General features: G+C 66.9%; 15 protein-coding genes and 1 riboswitch. Of the genes, 6 read left to right on the top strand and 9 right to left on the bottom strand.

From position 1 onward, the window contains the following. Positions 1–45: 45 nt before the first annotated feature. From whiA to secG, 5 genes are all read left to right on the top strand, one after another. Entirely contained in the window at positions 46–1,023 is a 978-nt protein-coding gene (gene whiA, locus GM1_RS08055; protein WP_174316864.1) for a DNA-binding protein WhiA, read from the top strand. Between the two features lie 185 nt (positions 1,024–1,208). Next, positions 1,209–2,228 (top strand): type I glyceraldehyde-3-phosphate dehydrogenase, encoded by a 1,020-nt coding sequence (gene gap / locus GM1_RS08050; protein WP_008377919.1) that lies wholly within the window; start codon positions 1,209–1,211, stop codon positions 2,226–2,228. Between the two features lie 4 nt (positions 2,229–2,232). After that, positions 2,233–3,444 (top strand): phosphoglycerate kinase, encoded by a 1,212-nt coding sequence (locus tag GM1_RS08045; protein ID WP_008377918.1) that lies wholly within the window; start codon positions 2,233–2,235, stop codon positions 3,442–3,444. Between the two features lie 3 nt (positions 3,445–3,447). Continuing rightward, positions 3,448–4,233: a triose-phosphate isomerase gene (gene tpiA / locus GM1_RS08040; RefSeq protein WP_008377915.1), complete on the top strand. Its 786-nt coding sequence runs from the start codon at positions 3,448–3,450 to the stop codon at positions 4,231–4,233. A 97-nt stretch (positions 4,234–4,330) separates the two neighbouring features. Continuing rightward, complete coding sequence (gene secG, locus GM1_RS08035) at positions 4,331–4,567, top strand: preprotein translocase subunit SecG (protein WP_008377913.1); 237 nt, start codon at positions 4,331–4,333, stop codon at positions 4,565–4,567. Between the two features lie 75 nt (positions 4,568–4,642). Here secG and GM1_RS08030 read toward each other — a convergent pair whose 3' ends face one another. Genes GM1_RS08030 through GM1_RS08000 form a run of 7 tightly spaced genes read right to left on the bottom strand, consistent with a single transcriptional unit; the run spans position 4,643 to position 11,859 of the window. Then, positions 4,643–5,335, bottom strand: coding sequence for a GNAT family N-acetyltransferase (locus GM1_RS08030; protein ID WP_008377911.1), 693 nt, complete (start codon positions 5,333–5,335; stop codon positions 4,643–4,645). Then, positions 5,332–6,459 carry an LLM class flavin-dependent oxidoreductase gene (locus GM1_RS08025; RefSeq protein ID WP_008377909.1) on the bottom strand — a complete coding sequence of 376 codons (1,128 nt, stop codon included), beginning with the start codon at positions 6,457–6,459 and terminating at the stop codon, positions 5,332–5,334. Before GM1_RS08025 ends, GM1_RS08030 begins: the two co-directional genes overlap by 4 nt. Continuing rightward, positions 6,456–7,847, bottom strand: a complete 1,392-nt coding sequence (locus GM1_RS08020; RefSeq protein ID WP_008377907.1) for an NtaA/DmoA family FMN-dependent monooxygenase — start codon at positions 7,845–7,847, stop codon at positions 6,456–6,458. The genes GM1_RS08025 and GM1_RS08020 overlap by 4 nt, the downstream gene beginning before the upstream one ends. A 12-nt stretch (positions 7,848–7,859) precedes the next feature. Further along, positions 7,860–9,065, bottom strand: a complete 1,206-nt coding sequence (locus GM1_RS08015; protein WP_008377905.1) for an LLM class flavin-dependent oxidoreductase — start codon at positions 9,063–9,065, stop codon at positions 7,860–7,862. Between the two features lie 48 nt (positions 9,066–9,113). Then, entirely contained in the window at positions 9,114–10,073 is a 960-nt protein-coding gene (locus tag GM1_RS08010; protein ID WP_008377904.1) for a transporter substrate-binding domain-containing protein, read from the bottom strand. A 44-nt stretch (positions 10,074–10,117) separates the two neighbouring features. Further along, entirely contained in the window at positions 10,118–10,879 is a 762-nt protein-coding gene (locus GM1_RS08005) for an amino acid ABC transporter ATP-binding protein (RefSeq protein ID WP_008377903.1), read from the bottom strand. After that, positions 10,876–11,859: an amino acid ABC transporter permease gene (locus GM1_RS08000; protein ID WP_052005351.1), complete on the bottom strand. Its 984-nt coding sequence runs from the start codon at positions 11,857–11,859 to the stop codon at positions 10,876–10,878. The genes GM1_RS08005 and GM1_RS08000 overlap by 4 nt, the downstream gene beginning before the upstream one ends. 16 nt (positions 11,860–11,875) lie before the next feature. After that, positions 11,876–11,992: riboswitch (SAM riboswitch) on the bottom strand. A gap of 146 nt (positions 11,993–12,138) precedes the next feature. Here GM1_RS08000 and ppc point away from each other — a divergent pair. Beyond that, positions 12,139–14,982, top strand: coding sequence for a phosphoenolpyruvate carboxylase (gene ppc, locus GM1_RS07995; protein ID WP_008377901.1), 2,844 nt, complete (start codon positions 12,139–12,141; stop codon positions 14,980–14,982). Between the two features lie 78 nt (positions 14,983–15,060). Here the strand turns inward: ppc and pgl are convergent, their stop codons facing one another. Together pgl and GM1_RS07985 are read right to left on the bottom strand one after the other, a co-directional pair. Further along, positions 15,061–15,777 (bottom strand): 6-phosphogluconolactonase, encoded by a 717-nt coding sequence (gene pgl, locus GM1_RS07990; RefSeq protein ID WP_085950660.1) that lies wholly within the window; start codon positions 15,775–15,777, stop codon positions 15,061–15,063. Further along, complete coding sequence (locus GM1_RS07985; protein WP_008377899.1) at positions 15,777–16,691, bottom strand: glucose-6-phosphate dehydrogenase assembly protein OpcA; 915 nt, start codon at positions 16,689–16,691, stop codon at positions 15,777–15,779. The genes pgl and GM1_RS07985 overlap by 1 nt, the downstream gene beginning before the upstream one ends. Positions 16,692–16,695 lie beyond the last annotated feature (4 nt).

Below are 16,695 nucleotides of genomic sequence, written 5' to 3'. Positions count from 1 at the left end.
TGGGGGAGATATCACTTTGTTTATAGGAGGCGTCGACACGTGGCGATGACCGGTGCGGTCAAAGACGAGCTGAGCAGGTTGGCGGTCACTCAGATCAGCTGCCGCAAGGCGGAGGTCTCGGCGCTTCTGCGGTTCGCCGGCGGCCTTCACATCCAACAGGGGCGCGTGGTGGTCGAAGCCGAGGTCGATCTCGGCAACGTCGCCAGGCGTCTACGGCAGGAGATCCACGATCTGTTCGGGTACGCCTCCGACGTGCACGTTCTGCGGTCGGGCGGTGCTCGCAAGGGCGCCAGGTACATCGTTCGTGTCACGAAGGACGGTGAGGGTCTTGCACGCCAGACCGGACTTCTGGACATGCGGGGTCGTCCGGTCCGCGGACTGCCCGCCCAGGTGGTCGGCGGCAGCGTCGGCGACGCAGAAGCCGCGTGGCGTGGGGCATTCCTCGCGCACGGCTCGTTGACCGAGCCCGGCCGTTCGTCCGCGCTGGAGGTGAGCTGCCCCGGACCGGAGGCCGCACTCGCGCTCGTCGGCGCCGCCCGTCGACTCGGTGTGACAGCGAAGGCGCGCGAAGTGCGCGGAGCGGATCGCGTGGTCATCCGGGACGGTGAGGCCATCGGAGCGCTCCTGACGCGGATGGGCGCCCACGACACCCGTCTGGTGTGGGAAGAGCGCCGGATGCGGCGCGAGGTGCGGGCGACCGCGAACCGTCTCGCCAACTTCGACGACGCCAATCTGCGTCGTTCGGCGCGGGCCGCCGTCGCAGCTGCAGCCCGAGTGGAACGTGCCCTCGAGATCCTCGGCGACGAGGTGCCCGATCATCTGGTCGCGGCGGGCTCGCTGCGCGTCCAGCACCGACAGGCGTCGCTGGAGGAACTCGGTCAGCTCGCCGATCCGCCGATGACAAAAGACGCGGTGGCGGGCCGAATCCGTCGCCTGCTGTCGATGGCGGACAAGAAGGCACGAACGGAAGGCCTGCCGGACACCGAATCGGCCGTCACCGCCGACCTGATGGACGACGCATAGTCGGCCGGGCGTCTCGACTGCGCTCGACGGGCGGGGACTGCGCGCTCGACGGGCGGGGGACTGCGCGGCCGGCGGGGAGGATCTTGAGACCTTCTGGTGAACCGCGAGAGACGGACCACTAGGCTAGGAGCCAGCGGGTCGCGACACCCTCTCGACCCTTCACTCACCGCTTAAGGAGCACAACAGTGACTGTTCGCGTAGGCGTCAACGGCTTCGGCCGCATCGGCCGCAACTTCTTCCGTGCCGTGGATGCGCAGAAGGCGCTGGGCACCACCGACATCGAGATCGTCGCCGTCAACGATCTGACCGACAACGCGACTCTCGCGCACCTGCTCAAGTACGACTCGATCCTGGGTCGCCTGCCCCACGACGTGTCGCTCGAAGGCGATGACACCATCGTCGTCGGCGACCAGAAGATCAAGGCGCTCTCGCACCGCGGCCCGCTGTCCGAGCTTCCCTGGGGCGAGCTGGGCGTCGACGTCGTCGTCGAGTCGACCGGCATCTTCACCGACGCAGAGAAGGCCAAGGGCCACCTCGAGGCCGGCGCGAAGAAGGTCATCATCTCGGCTCCGGCCAAGGGTGAGGACATCACCATCGTCATGGGCGTCAACGACGACCAGTACGACGGCAGCCAGACCATCATCTCGAACGCGTCGTGCACCACGAACTGCCTCGGCCCGATCGCCAAGGTCCTCGACGACGAGTTCGGCATCGTCAAGGGTCTGATGACCACGGTCCACGCCTACACCCAGGACCAGAACCTGCAGGACGGCCCGCACAGCGACCTGCGTCGTGCGCGCGCCGCCGCCACCAACGTCGTCCCGACCGGCACCGGTGCCGCCAAGGCCATCGGCCTTGTCCTCCCGCAGCTTCTCGGCAAGCTCGACGGCTACGCCCTCCGCGTGCCGATCCCCACCGGTTCGGTCACCGACCTCACCGCCAACCTGGCGAAGCCGGCCACCGCCGCCGAGATCAACGCCGCCATGAAGAAGGCTGCGGAAGGTCCGCTCAAGGGCATCCTGAAGTACACCGAGGACCCGATCGTCTCGAGCGACATCGTCACCGACCCGCACTCGTCGATCTTCGACGCCGGCCTGACCAAGGTGATCGACGACCAGGTCAAGATCGTCTCCTGGTACGACAACGAGTGGGGCTACTCGAACCGCCTCGCCGACCTCATCGGCCTCGTCGCGAAGTCGCTCTGAATCCATGGCAGTCCGTACCCTGAAGGACCTCCTCGCTGACGGCGTCGAGGGACGCGGCGTGCTCGTCCGCTCAGACCTGAACGTTCCGCTCGACGGCGGTCAGATCACCGACGCGGGCCGCATCATCGCCTCGGCGCCCACCATCCGCCAGTTGGTGGAGGCAGGCGCCAAGGTCATCGTGACAGCGCACCTCGGACGCCCCAAGGGCGAACCGGATCCCGCGCTCTCGCTGGCACCGGTCGCCGCGCGTCTCGCCGAAGAGCTCGGACGCAATGTCCAGCTCGCGGGCGACGTCGTCGGCAGCGACGCACTCGCGCGCGCCGAGGGACTCACCGACGGTGACGTCCTGCTGCTGGAGAACATCCGCTTCGATCCCCGCGAGACCAGCAAGGACGACGCCGAACGGGCTCAGCTCGCAGCGGCGCTCGTCGAACTGGTCGGCGACGACGGCGCGTTCGTCTCCGACGGATTCGGTGTGGTGCACCGCAAGCAGGCGTCGGTCTACGACGTCGCGAAGGTGCTCCCGGCGTACGCGGGCGACTTGGTCGCCACCGAGGTCGACGTCCTGGCGAAGATCACCGGCGACGTCGAACACCCGTACGCGGTGGTTCTCGGCGGTTCGAAGGTGTCCGACAAGTTGGCCGTGATCGAGGCGCTGGCCCCCAAGGTCGACACTCTGGTGATCGGCGGCGGCATGGCGTTCACGTTCATCAAGGCGCAGGGCAGCCCCGTGGGCGATTCGCTCCTGCAGGCCGACATGATCGACACCTGCAAGGATCTGTTGGAGCGCTTCGGCGACGTGATCCACCTGCCGCACGACATCGTCGTGGCCGACAAGTTCGCACCCGACGCGCAGACGTCGATCGCGATGACAGCGGACGGCTTCACCGAGGGGATGGGTCTGGACATCGGTCCCGGCACCGTCGAGCGGTTCGCCGCCGTCCTCACCGGAGCCAAGACCGTGTTCTGGAACGGACCGTCGGGCGTCTTCGAGTTCGAGAAGTTCGCCGCCGGTACTCGCGGTGTGGCCGAGGCGATCGCCCAGGCCACGGCCAACGGCGCGTTCAGCGTCGTCGGAGGTGGCGATTCGGCTGCCGCCGTCCGTGCACTCGGACTGGCAGATGAGGCGTTCTCGCACATCTCGACCGGCGGCGGAGCGTCGCTGGAGTACTTGGAGGGCAAGGAACTTCCCGGCCTCTCCGTTCTGGAGGTCTGAGTCGTGGCTCGCAAACCCTTGATTGCAGGCAACTGGAAGTGCAATCTGAATCACCTCGAGGGCATCGCCCTGGTGCAGAAGATCGCCTTCGCGCTGCCGGAGAAGTACTTCGAGAAGGTCGACGTGACGGTGATCCCGCCGTTCACCGACATTCGCAGCGTCCAGACTGTCGTCGACGGCGACAAGCTCCTGCTCACCTACGGTGCGCAGGACGTCTCCGAGCACGATTCGGGTGCGTACACCGGTGAGATCAGCGGCGCCTTCCTGGCGAAGCTGGGCTGCACCTACGCTGTCGTCGGGCACTCGGAGCGTCGGACGCTGCACGGCGAGTCGAACGAGACGGTGTTGGCGAAGACCAAGGCGGCTCTCCGTCACGGTCTGACACCGATCGTGTGCATCGGCGAGGGCCTGGACGTCCGTGAAGCGGGCGACCACGTCGCGTACAACGTCGAGCAGATCAAGGCGTCGCTGGCAGGCTTGTCGGCCGCCGACATCGCCAAGGTCGTCGTCGCGTACGAGCCGGTGTGGGCCATCGGCACAGGCCGGGTGGCCAGCGCCGACGACGCTCAAGAGGTGTGCGCCGCCGTGCGCGGTGCGCTCGTCGAGCTCGCGGATCAGGCGACGGCGGACGGCGTACGAGTTCTGTACGGCGGCAGCGTCAACGCCAAGAACGTCGGCGACATCGTCGGCAAGGCGGACGTCGACGGTGCACTCGTCGGCGGAGCATCGCTCAAGGCTGACGAATTCGCTCAGCTGTCGGCGATCGCCGCCGGTGGGCCGCTTCTCTGATCGCAGTACCCATCACGTAGACTGTGGCAGGTCGTCCCCGCACTGTCGGGGACGGCCTGCCACACTACTTTTCCTCCACTGACAGGACAGACGACTCGTGACTCTCGCGCTCAACATCGGCCTGGTCATCACCAGCCTCCTGCTGATCGTGCTCGTGCTCCTGCACCGCGCCAAGGGCGGCGGCCTGTCGTCCCTGTTCGGCGGCGGCGTGCAGTCGAGCCTTTCCGGATCGTCGGTCGTGGAGAAGAACCTCGACCGCCTGACGGTGTTCGTCGGTCTGGTCTGGGTGATCCTGATCGTCGGTGTCGGCCTGAACATCAAGTTCGGCGGCTGACGAGCCTCGTTCATCAGCAGGAGCCCGGCAGGTCCAGATCGGACCTGCCGGGCTCCTTCGTCTGTCAACGCTTGCCTACGGGCTGGGGGCGGTGAGTGCGGTGAACACCACTTCGGCGCGGAGAGTGAAACCGAGGTCCTCGTACAGCCGTCGGGCGGGGTTGTCCGCCGCGACGTGGAGGAACGGCGTCGACCCGGTCGCGACGATGTTCGCCGCGACGTGCCGGACCAGAGCCGACGCGAGACCCTGTCCGCGTGCTGCGGGGTCCGTGCACACCGCGCTGATCTCAGTCCACCCGGGCAGGCGGAGTCGTTCACCGGCCATGGCCACGAGTGCTCCGTGCTGGCGGATGCCCAGATATGTGCCGAGTTGCACCGTGCGGGCCAGAAACGGGCCGGGTTCGGTCCGATCGATGAGGTCGAGGATCTCCGGCACATCCGCTCCGGTCAGCACCACGCTGCGTTCGTCGCGGACAGCCTCTACACGATCGCCGACGTACTGGGCGCCGGCGCCCTCGAACACAACCGACCATCCGGTGGGCGGTGTGATCCCGCTCGGCGAGCCGAACGCGACCACTCCGCCCGGCCCGACGAGTGTTGCGAGGTCGGCCCAGTCGTCCGCGGTCGGATCTGAGGGGATCGCGGTGAACGGGGAGACGTCCGTCGGATAGCGCACAGCTGCGCCCACCCGTTCGGCGAACCCGCTGTGCGGTCCGTTGAGCGCCGCGAAAGCAGGATTGTCGAGGATGCTCGTGTCGACAGCCGTCACCGCCGGGCCCACTCGTCGGCCAGCAGTTCGTACGAGCGGACCCGCTCGGCGTGCCCATGTGTGATCGTGGTGATCACCAGTTCGTCGGCTGCGGTCGCATCCCGCAAGCGTTCGAGATGGTCGGCGACCTCGACGGCGGTGCCGACGAATCTGGTGTCGACGCGGTCGGCGACGAGTGCCGCATCGTCGTCGGTCCACGGGAGGGCCCGGGCCTGGGCCGGCGTCGGATACTCGATGGCGCCCTGCAGGGTGCGGATGCTGCGGACCCACGGCCCGTAGCCCTCGGCGAGCTCGACCGCGTCGTCGTGTGTCGGTGCGACGACGACGTCGGCCGAGACGCTCACATACGGCTGGTCGAGGACTCTGGACGGGACGAACGCCGATCGATAGGCGTCGACGGCGTCGAGAATGGTACCCGGGCTCACGTGATAGTTCGCGCCGAATCGAAGCCCGTTCGTACCCGCCACGGTCGCGCTCTCGCCTGCGCTCGACCCGAGGATCCACACCTGCAGGTCGGCGCCTTCGCCGGGGACCACGTGAGCCTCCTGATCGAGTTCATCACGGAAAGTCCCAGCGATGAGAGCGAGGATGTCGTCGACCTGTTCGGTGTAGTCCTGCGGGGTTGCGCCGGGCAACTGGAGAAGCCGCTGGATCAAGCCGATTCGAGGATTGTCGAGAAGGCTCGCAAACGAGAACGGCTCCGGAACACGCAGGCCGTTCTCTGTCCGTCCGTCGACGATCTCGCGAGCCGGAGGAGCCGTCGTCGCCAACACCTTCGGGGGCTTGCCGCCGGACCTGCCGAGCCCGAGGTCGATGCGGCCCGGGTGCAAGGCGTCGAGCAGGCCGAACTCCTCGACGGTCGACAAGGCGGTTCGGTGGCCGAGTTGCACCGCGGCGGTACCGATGCGGATGGTCGACGTCGCAGCGGCGGTCAGCGCCAAGACCACAGCGGGCGATGTCCCGGCGACCCCCGGATTCAGATGATGCTCGGCGAACCAGTATCTGCGGTAACCGAAGCGTTCCGCCTGCTGCGCCAGGTCGATCGAGTTGTGCAGGGCGTCGGCAGCCGTCGATCCGGTGGTTATCGGCACGAGGTCGAGGACGGACAGGTCGGTGGTGGTCATGAGGCGGCCTCTCGGCTGGTGGTCGGTTCGGGACGCGTGAGGCCGAGATGGTCTCGCAGCGTGGTGCCGTCGTAGTCGGTCCGATAGACTCCCCACTCCTGCAGGATCGGGATCACTTTGTCGACGAACGGGGTGAGGCCGCCCGGCGTGATGTGCGGGGCGAGGATGACGCCGTCCGCGGCGTCCGACTGGACGAGGTCGTTCAACTGGTGAGCGACGGTCTCCGGTGAGCCGACGAGTCCGCCGCGGTGGAAGGCCTTTGCGACGACCTCTCGAGCCGACAGCCCTTCTGCGGCTGCGATGGCCCGCCACTGTTCCGCGACCTCTGCGGCTTCGCGTCCGAGCATGCGGACGCTCGCGCGTCCCTTGGACACCGTGGACTCGCCTTCGACAGGGTCGAACGACGGGAACGACCCGTCGGCGTCGAAGTCGGGAAGTGCGACGTTCCAGAGTTGTTCGATGAACCGGGTCGCGGTGGCCGCAGACACCTGGGCGAGGCGAACCTCGGCCGCGGCGTCGGCGGCTTCCGCATCGGTGTCGCCGAGCACGAAAGTGACTGCGGGAAGAATCAGCAGTTCGTCATGACGGCGACCGTACTTGGCCAGCCGCCGCTTCACATCGGCGTAGAACCTCGTGCCCGTTTCGAGATCGCCGTGCCGAGAGAAGATCGCATCGGCTTGAGCCGCCGCGAACTCGCGGCCGGCGTCGGAGTCGCCTGCCTGAAAGACGACCGGTCGACCTTGCGGGGACCGCGGCACGTTGAATCGTCCTTCGATGTCGAAGAACCGGTCGTGGTAGGAGTATGCCCCCGCGTCCGGGCGGCTCAGGAAGCGCCCTGCCGCCTTGTCGGCGATCACGTCGTTGTCCCGCCACGAGTCCCACAGGGTCTGCGCGGCGGACAGGAACGATTCGGCGCGACCGTAGCGATCCTCTTCGGCGAGAAAGCCGCCGCGCCGGAAGTTCTCTCCGGTGAACTCGTCCCAGCTGGTGACGACGTTCCAGGCCGCTCGACCGGCGGAGAGATGGTCGAGGGAGGCGAATTGACGCGCCACCTCGTACGGTTCGTTGAACGTCGAGTTGATGGTGCCGGCGAGGCCGAGACGATCGGTGACGGCGGCTAGTGCGGACAGAATCGTGAACGTGTCGGGTCGTCCGACGACGTCGAGATCGTAGATCTGTCCGTTCTGCTCACGAAGCCGTAGGCCTTCGGCGAGGAACAAGAAGTCGAACTTGCCGCGCTCCGCCTCCTGCGCGAATGTGCGGAAACTGTCGAACTCGATGTGGCTGCCGGCCTCCGGGTCGCTCCACACTGTGGTGTTGTTGACCCCGGGGAAGTGCGCGGCGATGTGGATCTGCTTGACGGGTTCGGAGTGTGCTGTGGTGGACATGGAATCTCCTGTCTACGACTGTGCGGTCGCGTAGCGGTTGGTCGGGCGTGGCAACCCCAGCAGTCCACGCAGGGTCGACGACTTCGGGTACTCGGACCGGAACGCTCCGCGCCGCTGAAGTTCGGGGACCAGACCGTCGACGATCCGATCGAGATCGGTCGGGAGCGTCCCGGGCCGTAGCCGGAATCCGCTGAGCCCTGCCGACTGACGCTCGACCAGCAGGTCGGCGAGACCGGCCGCCGTGCCGACGAACACCGGAGCGTCGCTGCGGAACGCCGCTCCCGCGGCATCGTCGAGCCGAGCGACGCGCTCGTGCGCATCGTGGTCGGTGTCGTCGAGGAAGACGACGAGGTCAGCGAACACATGGATCGTCTCGCCGTTGCGGCCCGCTGCCGCCGCGGCGGCGTGGATCGTCGCGACACTGTCGGCGGCCTCTTCCTGGGTGTGCGGAGTGATCAGCCCGATGTCCGCGGACTCGCCGATGAGCTCCAGGCCACGGGGCAGATGTGCGAGAACTGTGACGGGCGGTTGCCCCTGCGGTGGGCGAGGAGTGATCGACGGTCCTTTCACTGAGAAGTCGGCACCCGCGAAGTCGATGTAGTGCAGTTTGTGTCGGTCGATGAATCGGCCGGTTGTGACGTCGCGGATCTCGGCGTCGTCCTCCCAGCTGTCCCAGAGGCGACGGACGACCTCGACGTAGTCGGCGGCCTCCCCGAACAACGCCGACTCGGCGGCGGTGAACTCGTCCGTGCCGACGTCGGTGATGCGGAGATCGGGGATCTGTCGTCGACCGACGTTGGCGTTCGCCTGCGGTGTCGCAGCGACCTGGACCCGCAGCCCGGCCCGGCCGCTGCTCACGTAGTCGAGAGTGGCGACCGCCTTGGAGAGATGGAACGGCTCGGTGTGGGTCACGACAGCCGTCGGCACGAATCCGATGGAGGTCGTGGTCGGCGCGACACGAGCGGCGATCTCGACCGCATCCAACCGTCCCCGTACCCGGTCGGTGCGTTCGTCCGGGGAGAACGGGTCGTCCGACTGGACGGTGAGGGCGTCTTCGACGGTGACGAAGTCGAGCAGTCCCCGTTCGGCTGTCCTGGCGAGGTCGATCCAGTAGGCGGCGTCGAACAGGTCGGCAGGGCGGGCCTGCGACTCGCGCCATGCGGCGGGATGCCAGCCCGCGCCGTCGAGGGCGACGGCGAGATGCAAGTGATCAGTCATGGTGGTGGGGCTCCTCGTTGTGCGCGTGTACGTCAGAACGTCGACGCGTCAGAAGGTCGTGGCGGGATTGAGTTCAGATCGCTCGATCTTGTTGCCGGGGACCTTCCACTTGTCGAAGATCTTCTGGTAATCGCCGGTGGTGATGAGTTCGTTCACGGCGTCGACGATCGCGGGTGCGATGGGTGAGCCCTTGCCGGTGATGAAGCCCACCGGCGACTTGTAGATCTCACCGAGATACCGCGTATGGGGGATCCTCGACTCCGCGTACTGCAAAGCGAGTGACGGCCCGAAGTAGAGGTCGAGCTTGCCGTTCTGCAAGCCGAGGGTGATCGGTGCGGAGTCGGTGAAGTACTGGACGGTCCAGTCGGGCTTGCCGATCTTCTTGCAGGCGTCGGCGTTCTGTTCGAGCAGAGTCTGGAACGACGATCCCGGCGCGGTGCCGATCCGATACCCGCAGGCGTCGCTGATGTGCGTGAACTTGTCCTGTGTCACCTTTTCGGCGCCGAGGAACCCTTGTCCGTCGGTGACGAAGGTCGCGAAGTCGACGACCTTCTCCCGGTCTTTGGTCACACTGAAGTTGGCCTGGCCGACTTGGTAGCGGCCGTTCTGGATGCCGGGCAGGATCGACGGGAACGTTCCGTACTGGTAGTCCGCCGTGAGGCCGAGCACCTTTGCGACGGCGTCGGTGAGGTCGCGGTGGAGCCCGACGGGCTCGCCGTCGACTTCTCCGCCGATGGGAAGGGACGCGAGTCCTGGAGTCTTGATGGTTCCGATCGTGAGCTTGCCCGCCGACCGGACATCGGCCGGCAGTTTCGAGGCGATGGCGTCGACCTTCCTGATGCCGGACACGACGTCCTGTGTGGGCACGGCGGGTGCATCGCCGCTGGCGTCGGTGCTGGGGTCGTCGGACGAACCGCAGGCAGTCACGGCCAAGGATGCGGCTGCGAGGAGGGCCGCGGTCGCCGAGGCGAAGCGGACCGAGCGGCGTCGGGAATGTGAAGTGGGCACGGTGGAGCCTTTCGAGGAGGAAGAACAGGGAGTGGGAGTCGAGTTCAGAGAACGGCCGACACGAACGACCGGGTCCGTTCGTTGACCGGTGAGAGGAGCACGTCGTCGGGCGGTCCGGATTCGACGATCCTGCCGTCCTCGAGGAACACGACGGTGTCGGCGACTTCTCGGGCGAAGCCCAGCTCGTGAGTGACGATCAGCATCGTCATGCCATCGGCGGCGAGGTCGCGGATCACCGACAACACCTCTCCGACGAGTTCGGGGTCGAGCGCACTGGTCGGTTCGTCGAACAGCATCAAGCTCGGCCGTTGTGCAAGGGCCCGGGCGATGGCGACGCGCTGTTGTTGACCGCCGGACAGTTGGCGCGGGTACGAGCCTTCGCGCCCGGCGAGTCCGACTCGCTCGAGAAGCTCTGAAGCATGGCGCAGGGCGTCGCGACGGGACTCGCCCGCGGCGACAGGGCCCTCGATGATGTTCTGGGCAACGGTCTGGTGTCCGAACAGGTTGAACTGCTGGAAGACCATTCCGATCCGAGCACGCTGCGCTGCGATCTCGCGAGACGGGCGTTCGCGGAGGCGTCCGCCGACGTGCCGATAGCCGATGATGTCGCCGTCGACCTCAACGAATCCCGCGTCGGGCTTCTCGATGTGATTCACGGTGCGGAGCAGTGTCGACTTACCCGATCCCGACGGACCGAGGAGCACGGTGACTTCGCCCTCGTTCACGTCGAGGTCGATGCCTCGTAACGCGGGGTGTGCCCCGAATGATTTGGTGAGTCCACGCACGCGGACCAGCGGGCGGCTCATGCCTCGCCTCCAGCGGTGCGGCGCTGAAAGGTCCCGAACAGCGGCAGGTTGTCGCGGAACGTCTGAGCGAACGACGACGGCTGCTGTCGACGACGGCCCCGATTGTAGTGACGTTCAACGAAGTACTGGCCGATCGACAGGATGGTCGTGAGGATAATGTACCAGACCGTCGCCACCAGGAGCAGCGGGATGACGAGGTAATTCTGCTGGTAGATGAGCTGTGTCGAGTACAGGAGATCCTCAACCGCGATCACGCTCACGATGGAGGTGGCCTTCAGCAGTCCGATCAACAGGTTTCCGGTGGACGGAACGATGGCGGGCATGGCCTGCGGCAGCACGATCCGCCAGAAGATCCGCGAACGGCTCAGGCCGAGCGACTGCGCAGCCTCGGTCTGGCCCTCGTCGACCGACAGCAGTCCACCGCGAACGATCTCTGCGGAGAAGGCTGCGACGTCGAGCGTCAGAGCGATGAAAGCCGCGACCACCCCGGTGATGAGTGTGGCGGTGTCGAATGTGACAAAACTCGGGCCGAACGGGACGCCGATCGAGAGTTGGGGGAACAGCGACGCCAATTGGAACCAGAACAGCAGCTGGACGAGTGGCGGGACTGACCTGATCAACCAGACGTACCCGAAACTGATCGACGACAGGACCGGGCTCGACGAGAGGCGCATCGCTGCCAGCAGGACACCGAGCGCAAAGCCGACGATCATGGTCGCGGCCGTCAGCCACAGGGTGAGCCACAGTCCGTTGAGCACAGACGAACTCGTGAAGTAGTTGCCGACGACGTCCCACTGGAACCGGTCGTTGGTGACGAGCGTGTGGACGAGCATCGCCGTCAGCACGAGCACAACGCCGGTGCCGACCCACTGCCACGGATGGCGTGCGCCGACTACCGGCGCGGCGAGGAGATCGTCGTCGCCCGGACGGTTCACGGGGCCGACCGATCCGGGAGACGACGGGGATATGACAGCAGTCACGGGGGAGTCCTTACTGGGTTTGCGCTTACCGAGGCGCAGGGAGCGCACGGTCGGGTTCTCACCTGGAGCACCCCGCCGCACAGTGGAGGGTTGCCGGCCAGCAAGCCAGGGCTTGTCGCTGACGCTCGTAACCGGATACGACCGTAAGCCGACCGTGGACGAAGACGGAGACTAAGGCGCACGCTGAGTCGAATAGCTGTCGGATCGTCAGTCGCAGAGGTACATTCGCCGTGCTGTCCATTCCGTGCCGCCGAGACCGAACGCGCGTAACTTGAGGACATGACACCCGAGCCGCATCACGATCCCGAAGCGATCGCGCGGGCGATCGCAACGCCGATGGTCGACCGGATTCGGGTCGACGACACCGGCCGGTCGGCGACCGAACCACTGCGTGACGACATTCGCTTTCTCGGCGGACTGCTCGGTGAGGTGATCCGATCCCAGGCCGGCGACGACGTGTTCGACCTCGTCGAGGACTCGCGGAGGGATGCGTTCGGCATCCGATACCAGGACGTGTCGCGCGACGAACTGGCGGAGCGATACACCGGCAGAGACGTGTCGGAACTGATGCCGGTGATCCGCGCGTTCACCAACTTCGCACTGTTGGCCAACCTCGCCGAAGACCTTCACCGCGAGCGACGGCGACGGATTCATCTGATCGCCGGGGACCCGCCGCAGGCGTCGTCGCTCGGCGCGACGTTCGCCCGACTGGCCGACGCCGGGCTGAACGACGAGCGTGTGCATCGGTTGATCGCCGACGCCAACGTGGTTCCTGTGATCACCGCTCACCCGACCGAGACCCGTCGCAAGAGTGTGTTCGACGCACAGAACCGCATCAACGAACTCATGCGCGTCCGCGGGCGGACCGAGTTGACCGCCGACGAGGAGTCGACGATCACTCGGGAGATCTCCCGTCACATCCTGATGCTGTGGCAGACGGCGCTCATCCGGATGCGTCGGCTGACGATCAGCGATGAGATCACCACCGGTCTCCGCTACTACGGCGCCTCGTTCTTCGACGTGATCCCGTCGTTGAACAACGACGTCAGGAGAGCTCTGCAGGCGGCGTTCCCCAGTGCACGACTCGACACGTCGATCATCACTATGGGCTCGTGGATCGGTGGCGACCGCGACGGCAATCCATTCGTCACCGGCGACATCGTGACCGAGGCGACGTCGGCGGCCGCGGCCACCGCCATGCGGCATCACCTGGCTGAGCTCACCGCCCTGCATCAAGAGCTCAGCATGTCGGTGCGTCTGATCAGTGGAGTGACCGACGACCTGACGGCCCTGGGAGCGGGGTACGCGCCCGAGACGCCGGACGGCGTGGACGACGAGCCGTTCCGGTCGGCGGTGACCGCCGTCCGCTCACGGTTGCTGGCGCGGGCTGTCGTCACCCTCGGCAACGATGTGGTGGCGCCCGCCGACCGATCTCTCGCGGCAGCAGCGGAGCCCTACACCGACGCGGCGGAGTTCCTCGCCGACCTCGACGTGATCGACGCCGCCCTGCGCGCGGTCGTGGACGACGCGATCGCCGACGACCGTCTCGCGGCTCTCCGTGAGGCGGTCCGCACCTTCGGGTTCCACCTGTCGGGTCTGGACATGCGCCAGAACTCCGAGACGCACGAAGAGGTTGTCGGCGAGCTGCTCGCGTGGGCTGGCGTGTGTGACGACTACGCGTCCCTCGACGAGGACGAACGAGTCGCGGTGCTGACCGCGGAGCTCACGTCGCGCAGGCCGCTGACCAGTCCGGACGCCCGGCTCAGCGAACTCGCGGTGAAGGAACTGGGGGTGGTGCACGCGGCCGCGGCCGCGGTCGAGCGCTTCGGAGCGAAGGCCGTGCCGGTGTACATCATCAGCATGTGCCAGTCCGTCTCGGACATGTTGGAGGCGATGATCCTCCTCAAGGAAGCCGGTCTCTTCGATGCGGGCGACGGCTCACCGGCGTGCAGCGTGCGAGTGGTCCCGCTGTTCGAGACCATCGAAGACCTCCAGGCCGGCGCGGGCATCCTCACTGCCGCACTGGGTGTGCCGTTCTACCGCGAACTGATCCGGTCCCAGGGCGACGTCCACGAGGTGATGCTCGGCTACTCCGACTCCAACAAGGACGGCGGCTACCTCGCCGCCAACTGGGCCCTGTATCGCGGCGAACTCGACCTGGTGGACGCGGCACGCGCCGCAGGCATCCGCCTCCGGCTCTTCCACGGACGCGGCGGAACGGTCGGTCGCGGCGGCGGCCCGAGCTACGACGCGATCCTCGCGCAGCCACCGGGTGCGGTGCAGGGCTCGCTGCGGCTCACCGAGCAGGGCGAGATCATCGCCGCGAAGTACGCCGAGCCGGTCCGGGCTCGGCGAAACCTGGAGTCGTTGGTCGCCGCGACACTCGAATCGTCCTTGCTCGACGTCGAGGGCCTCGGTGACGAGTCCGCGGAGGCGTACCGAGTGTTCGACGAGCTCGCCGTGTCCGCACGTGCCGCCTACTCGCGACTGGTGCACGACACGCCGGGGTTCGTCGAGTACTTCACCGCATCGACACCGTTGTCGGAGATCGGCGCCCTGAACATCGGAAGCCGCCCGACGTCGCGGAAGCAGACCACCGCGATCTCCGACCTGCGTGCGATTCCGTGGGTGCTGTCGTGGACTCAGTGCCGGGTGATGCTGCCGGGCTGGTACGGAACGGGAACCGCGTTCGCCGAGTGGATCGGTGACGACCCCGATCGCCTCGCCGTTCTCTCCGACTACTACCGTCGCTGGCCGTTCTTCCGGTCGGTCATGTCGAACATGGCGCAGGTCCTCGCGAAGAGCGACATGGGGCTGGCGCACCGCTACGCGCAGCTGGTGCCCGACGTCGAACTCCGGGAGCGGGTCTTCACCATGATCGTCGACGAGCACGAACGCACCATCGCGATGTGCGCGGCGATCACCGGCACCGACGATCTCCTCGCCGACAACGATGCGCTGAAGCGTTCGGTCGTGAACAGATTCCCGTACCTCGAACCGCTCAATCTGCTCCAAGTGGAACTGCTTCAACGATTCCGCGCAGGCGACGACTCACCACAGATCCGGCGCGCCATCCAGTTGACGATGAACGGACTGGCGACAGCTCTCCGCAACAGCGGGTAGGACTGTTCCGAATCGCCCGCAGCGCACTGTGCCGTTGATCGTGACCACTATATGGTCACGATCAACGGCACAAGCGGATCAGAGGCCGGATGCGGCGGCGTGGTCCAGGAACCAGACGGTGCCCTCGGTGCCGCGGGCTCCTGCACACGGCCAGTCGTCGCGCGACTCGCCGTCGTGTGCGGCGGCGACGGCCTCGGCCTTCTCCGCTCCCGACACCAGGAACCACACCTCGCGGGAGGCGTTGATCACCGGGAACGTCAACGTCAACCGGGCAGGCGGAGGCTTCGGCGAGTCGGTGACAGCCACCACGGGGAGGACGTTCTCCGCGGTCGCAGCCGTGTGCGGGAACAGCGAGTTGACGTGTCCTTCGCCGCCCATGCCGAGAAGGTGAACGTCGAAGACGGTGTCGTTCCCGATCAGGCGAGCGTAGTCACGTGCGGCCGCGGCGATGTCGTCGCCGAACTCTCCGTCGGACGGCGCCATCACGTGCACGCGAGACGGATCGACGGCCACGTGATTGAGGAGCGCGTCGAATGCCTGCCCGGAGTTGCGCTCCGGATGGGTCGCCGGCACGAACCGGTCATCGCCCCAGTAGATCTCCACGCGCGACCAGCAGATGTCGCCGGAGTCCGCAGCGAGTGCCTTGAGCAGTCCGATGCCATTGCTCCCGCCGGTCAGCGCGACCGAGGCCACGCCGCGGGCCTCCTGCGCACGGACCACGAGATCGACAAAACGAGCGCGCGCCGTCTCGATCAGTTCGGCGGACGATTCGAAGACCAGAGTCTCGGGTGCGATCACAGCGTCTCCTCGTATTCGACTGCGGGCAGACCGTGGAGGGCCGCCTCGTACACTTCGTCTGCGTCGAGGCTGCGGAGCTCTTCCGCGAGACACTCGGCAGTGGTGCGGCGCGAGAACGCCGCTCGGCCGTCGGGGTGGCCGGTGCTGCGCAGCACCCCGCCGCCGGATTCGTTGACAGACACCTCCAGTTCGCCGTTCTCGCGCAGAAGCCGGACGCCGAGGCGGCCGGGTTTGCGCACGACCCTGGTCTTGAGCGCGTGGGCGAGCCAACCCGCGAAGATGTCCAGGCCCGGCATGTCGAACGGTCCGCTGACCTCGGCGGACAGCACACGGGTGTGTGGCGGGCGGTCGAGTGCGGAGACCAGCATCGCGCGCCACGGCGTGATCGCCGACCACGACAGGTCAGTGTCGCCTGGGTGATAGCCGGCGCGTCTGGCGAGGAGGAATGCGTTCGGGTCCGACGACTGGCGGGCGTCGGTGATGCGTCGCGAGGCGAGGCGACCGAGGCGGTCCTTCGACGGGTCCTCCGGAGCGCGGCCCGGCCACCACGTGACAACGGGGGTGTCCGGCAGCAGGAACGGCGTAACCACGGCGTGGGGATGCTCGGCGAGTGGACCCGACAACGTCAGCAGGACCACCTCTGACGCGCCTGCGTCGCCGCCGACGCGGATCTGAGCGTCGAGTCGGGCGGCGACATCCCGATCGGCACGGCACACGACGATCACGCGACACGGGTGCTCACGGCTGGCGGCGTTCGATGCGGACACGGCGGCTTCGGTGTCGTCGGTCGCGTCGACGTCGATGATCAGGGTGAGGACACGGCCCAGCGTGACGGCCCCGCCGCTGCTGCGCATACGCACCAGCTTCTTGCTGATCTCGGTGGTGTCGGTGTCCGGCAGATCGACGATCATCGGG

This window comes from Gordonia malaquae NBRC 108250 (assembly GCF_000344135.1).
Classification (GTDB): Bacteria; Actinomycetota; Actinomycetes; order Mycobacteriales; family Mycobacteriaceae; genus Gordonia; species Gordonia malaquae.
The sequence above is the reverse complement of the archived record's forward strand: the minus strand, read 5'-3'. Positions and strand labels throughout refer to the sequence as shown.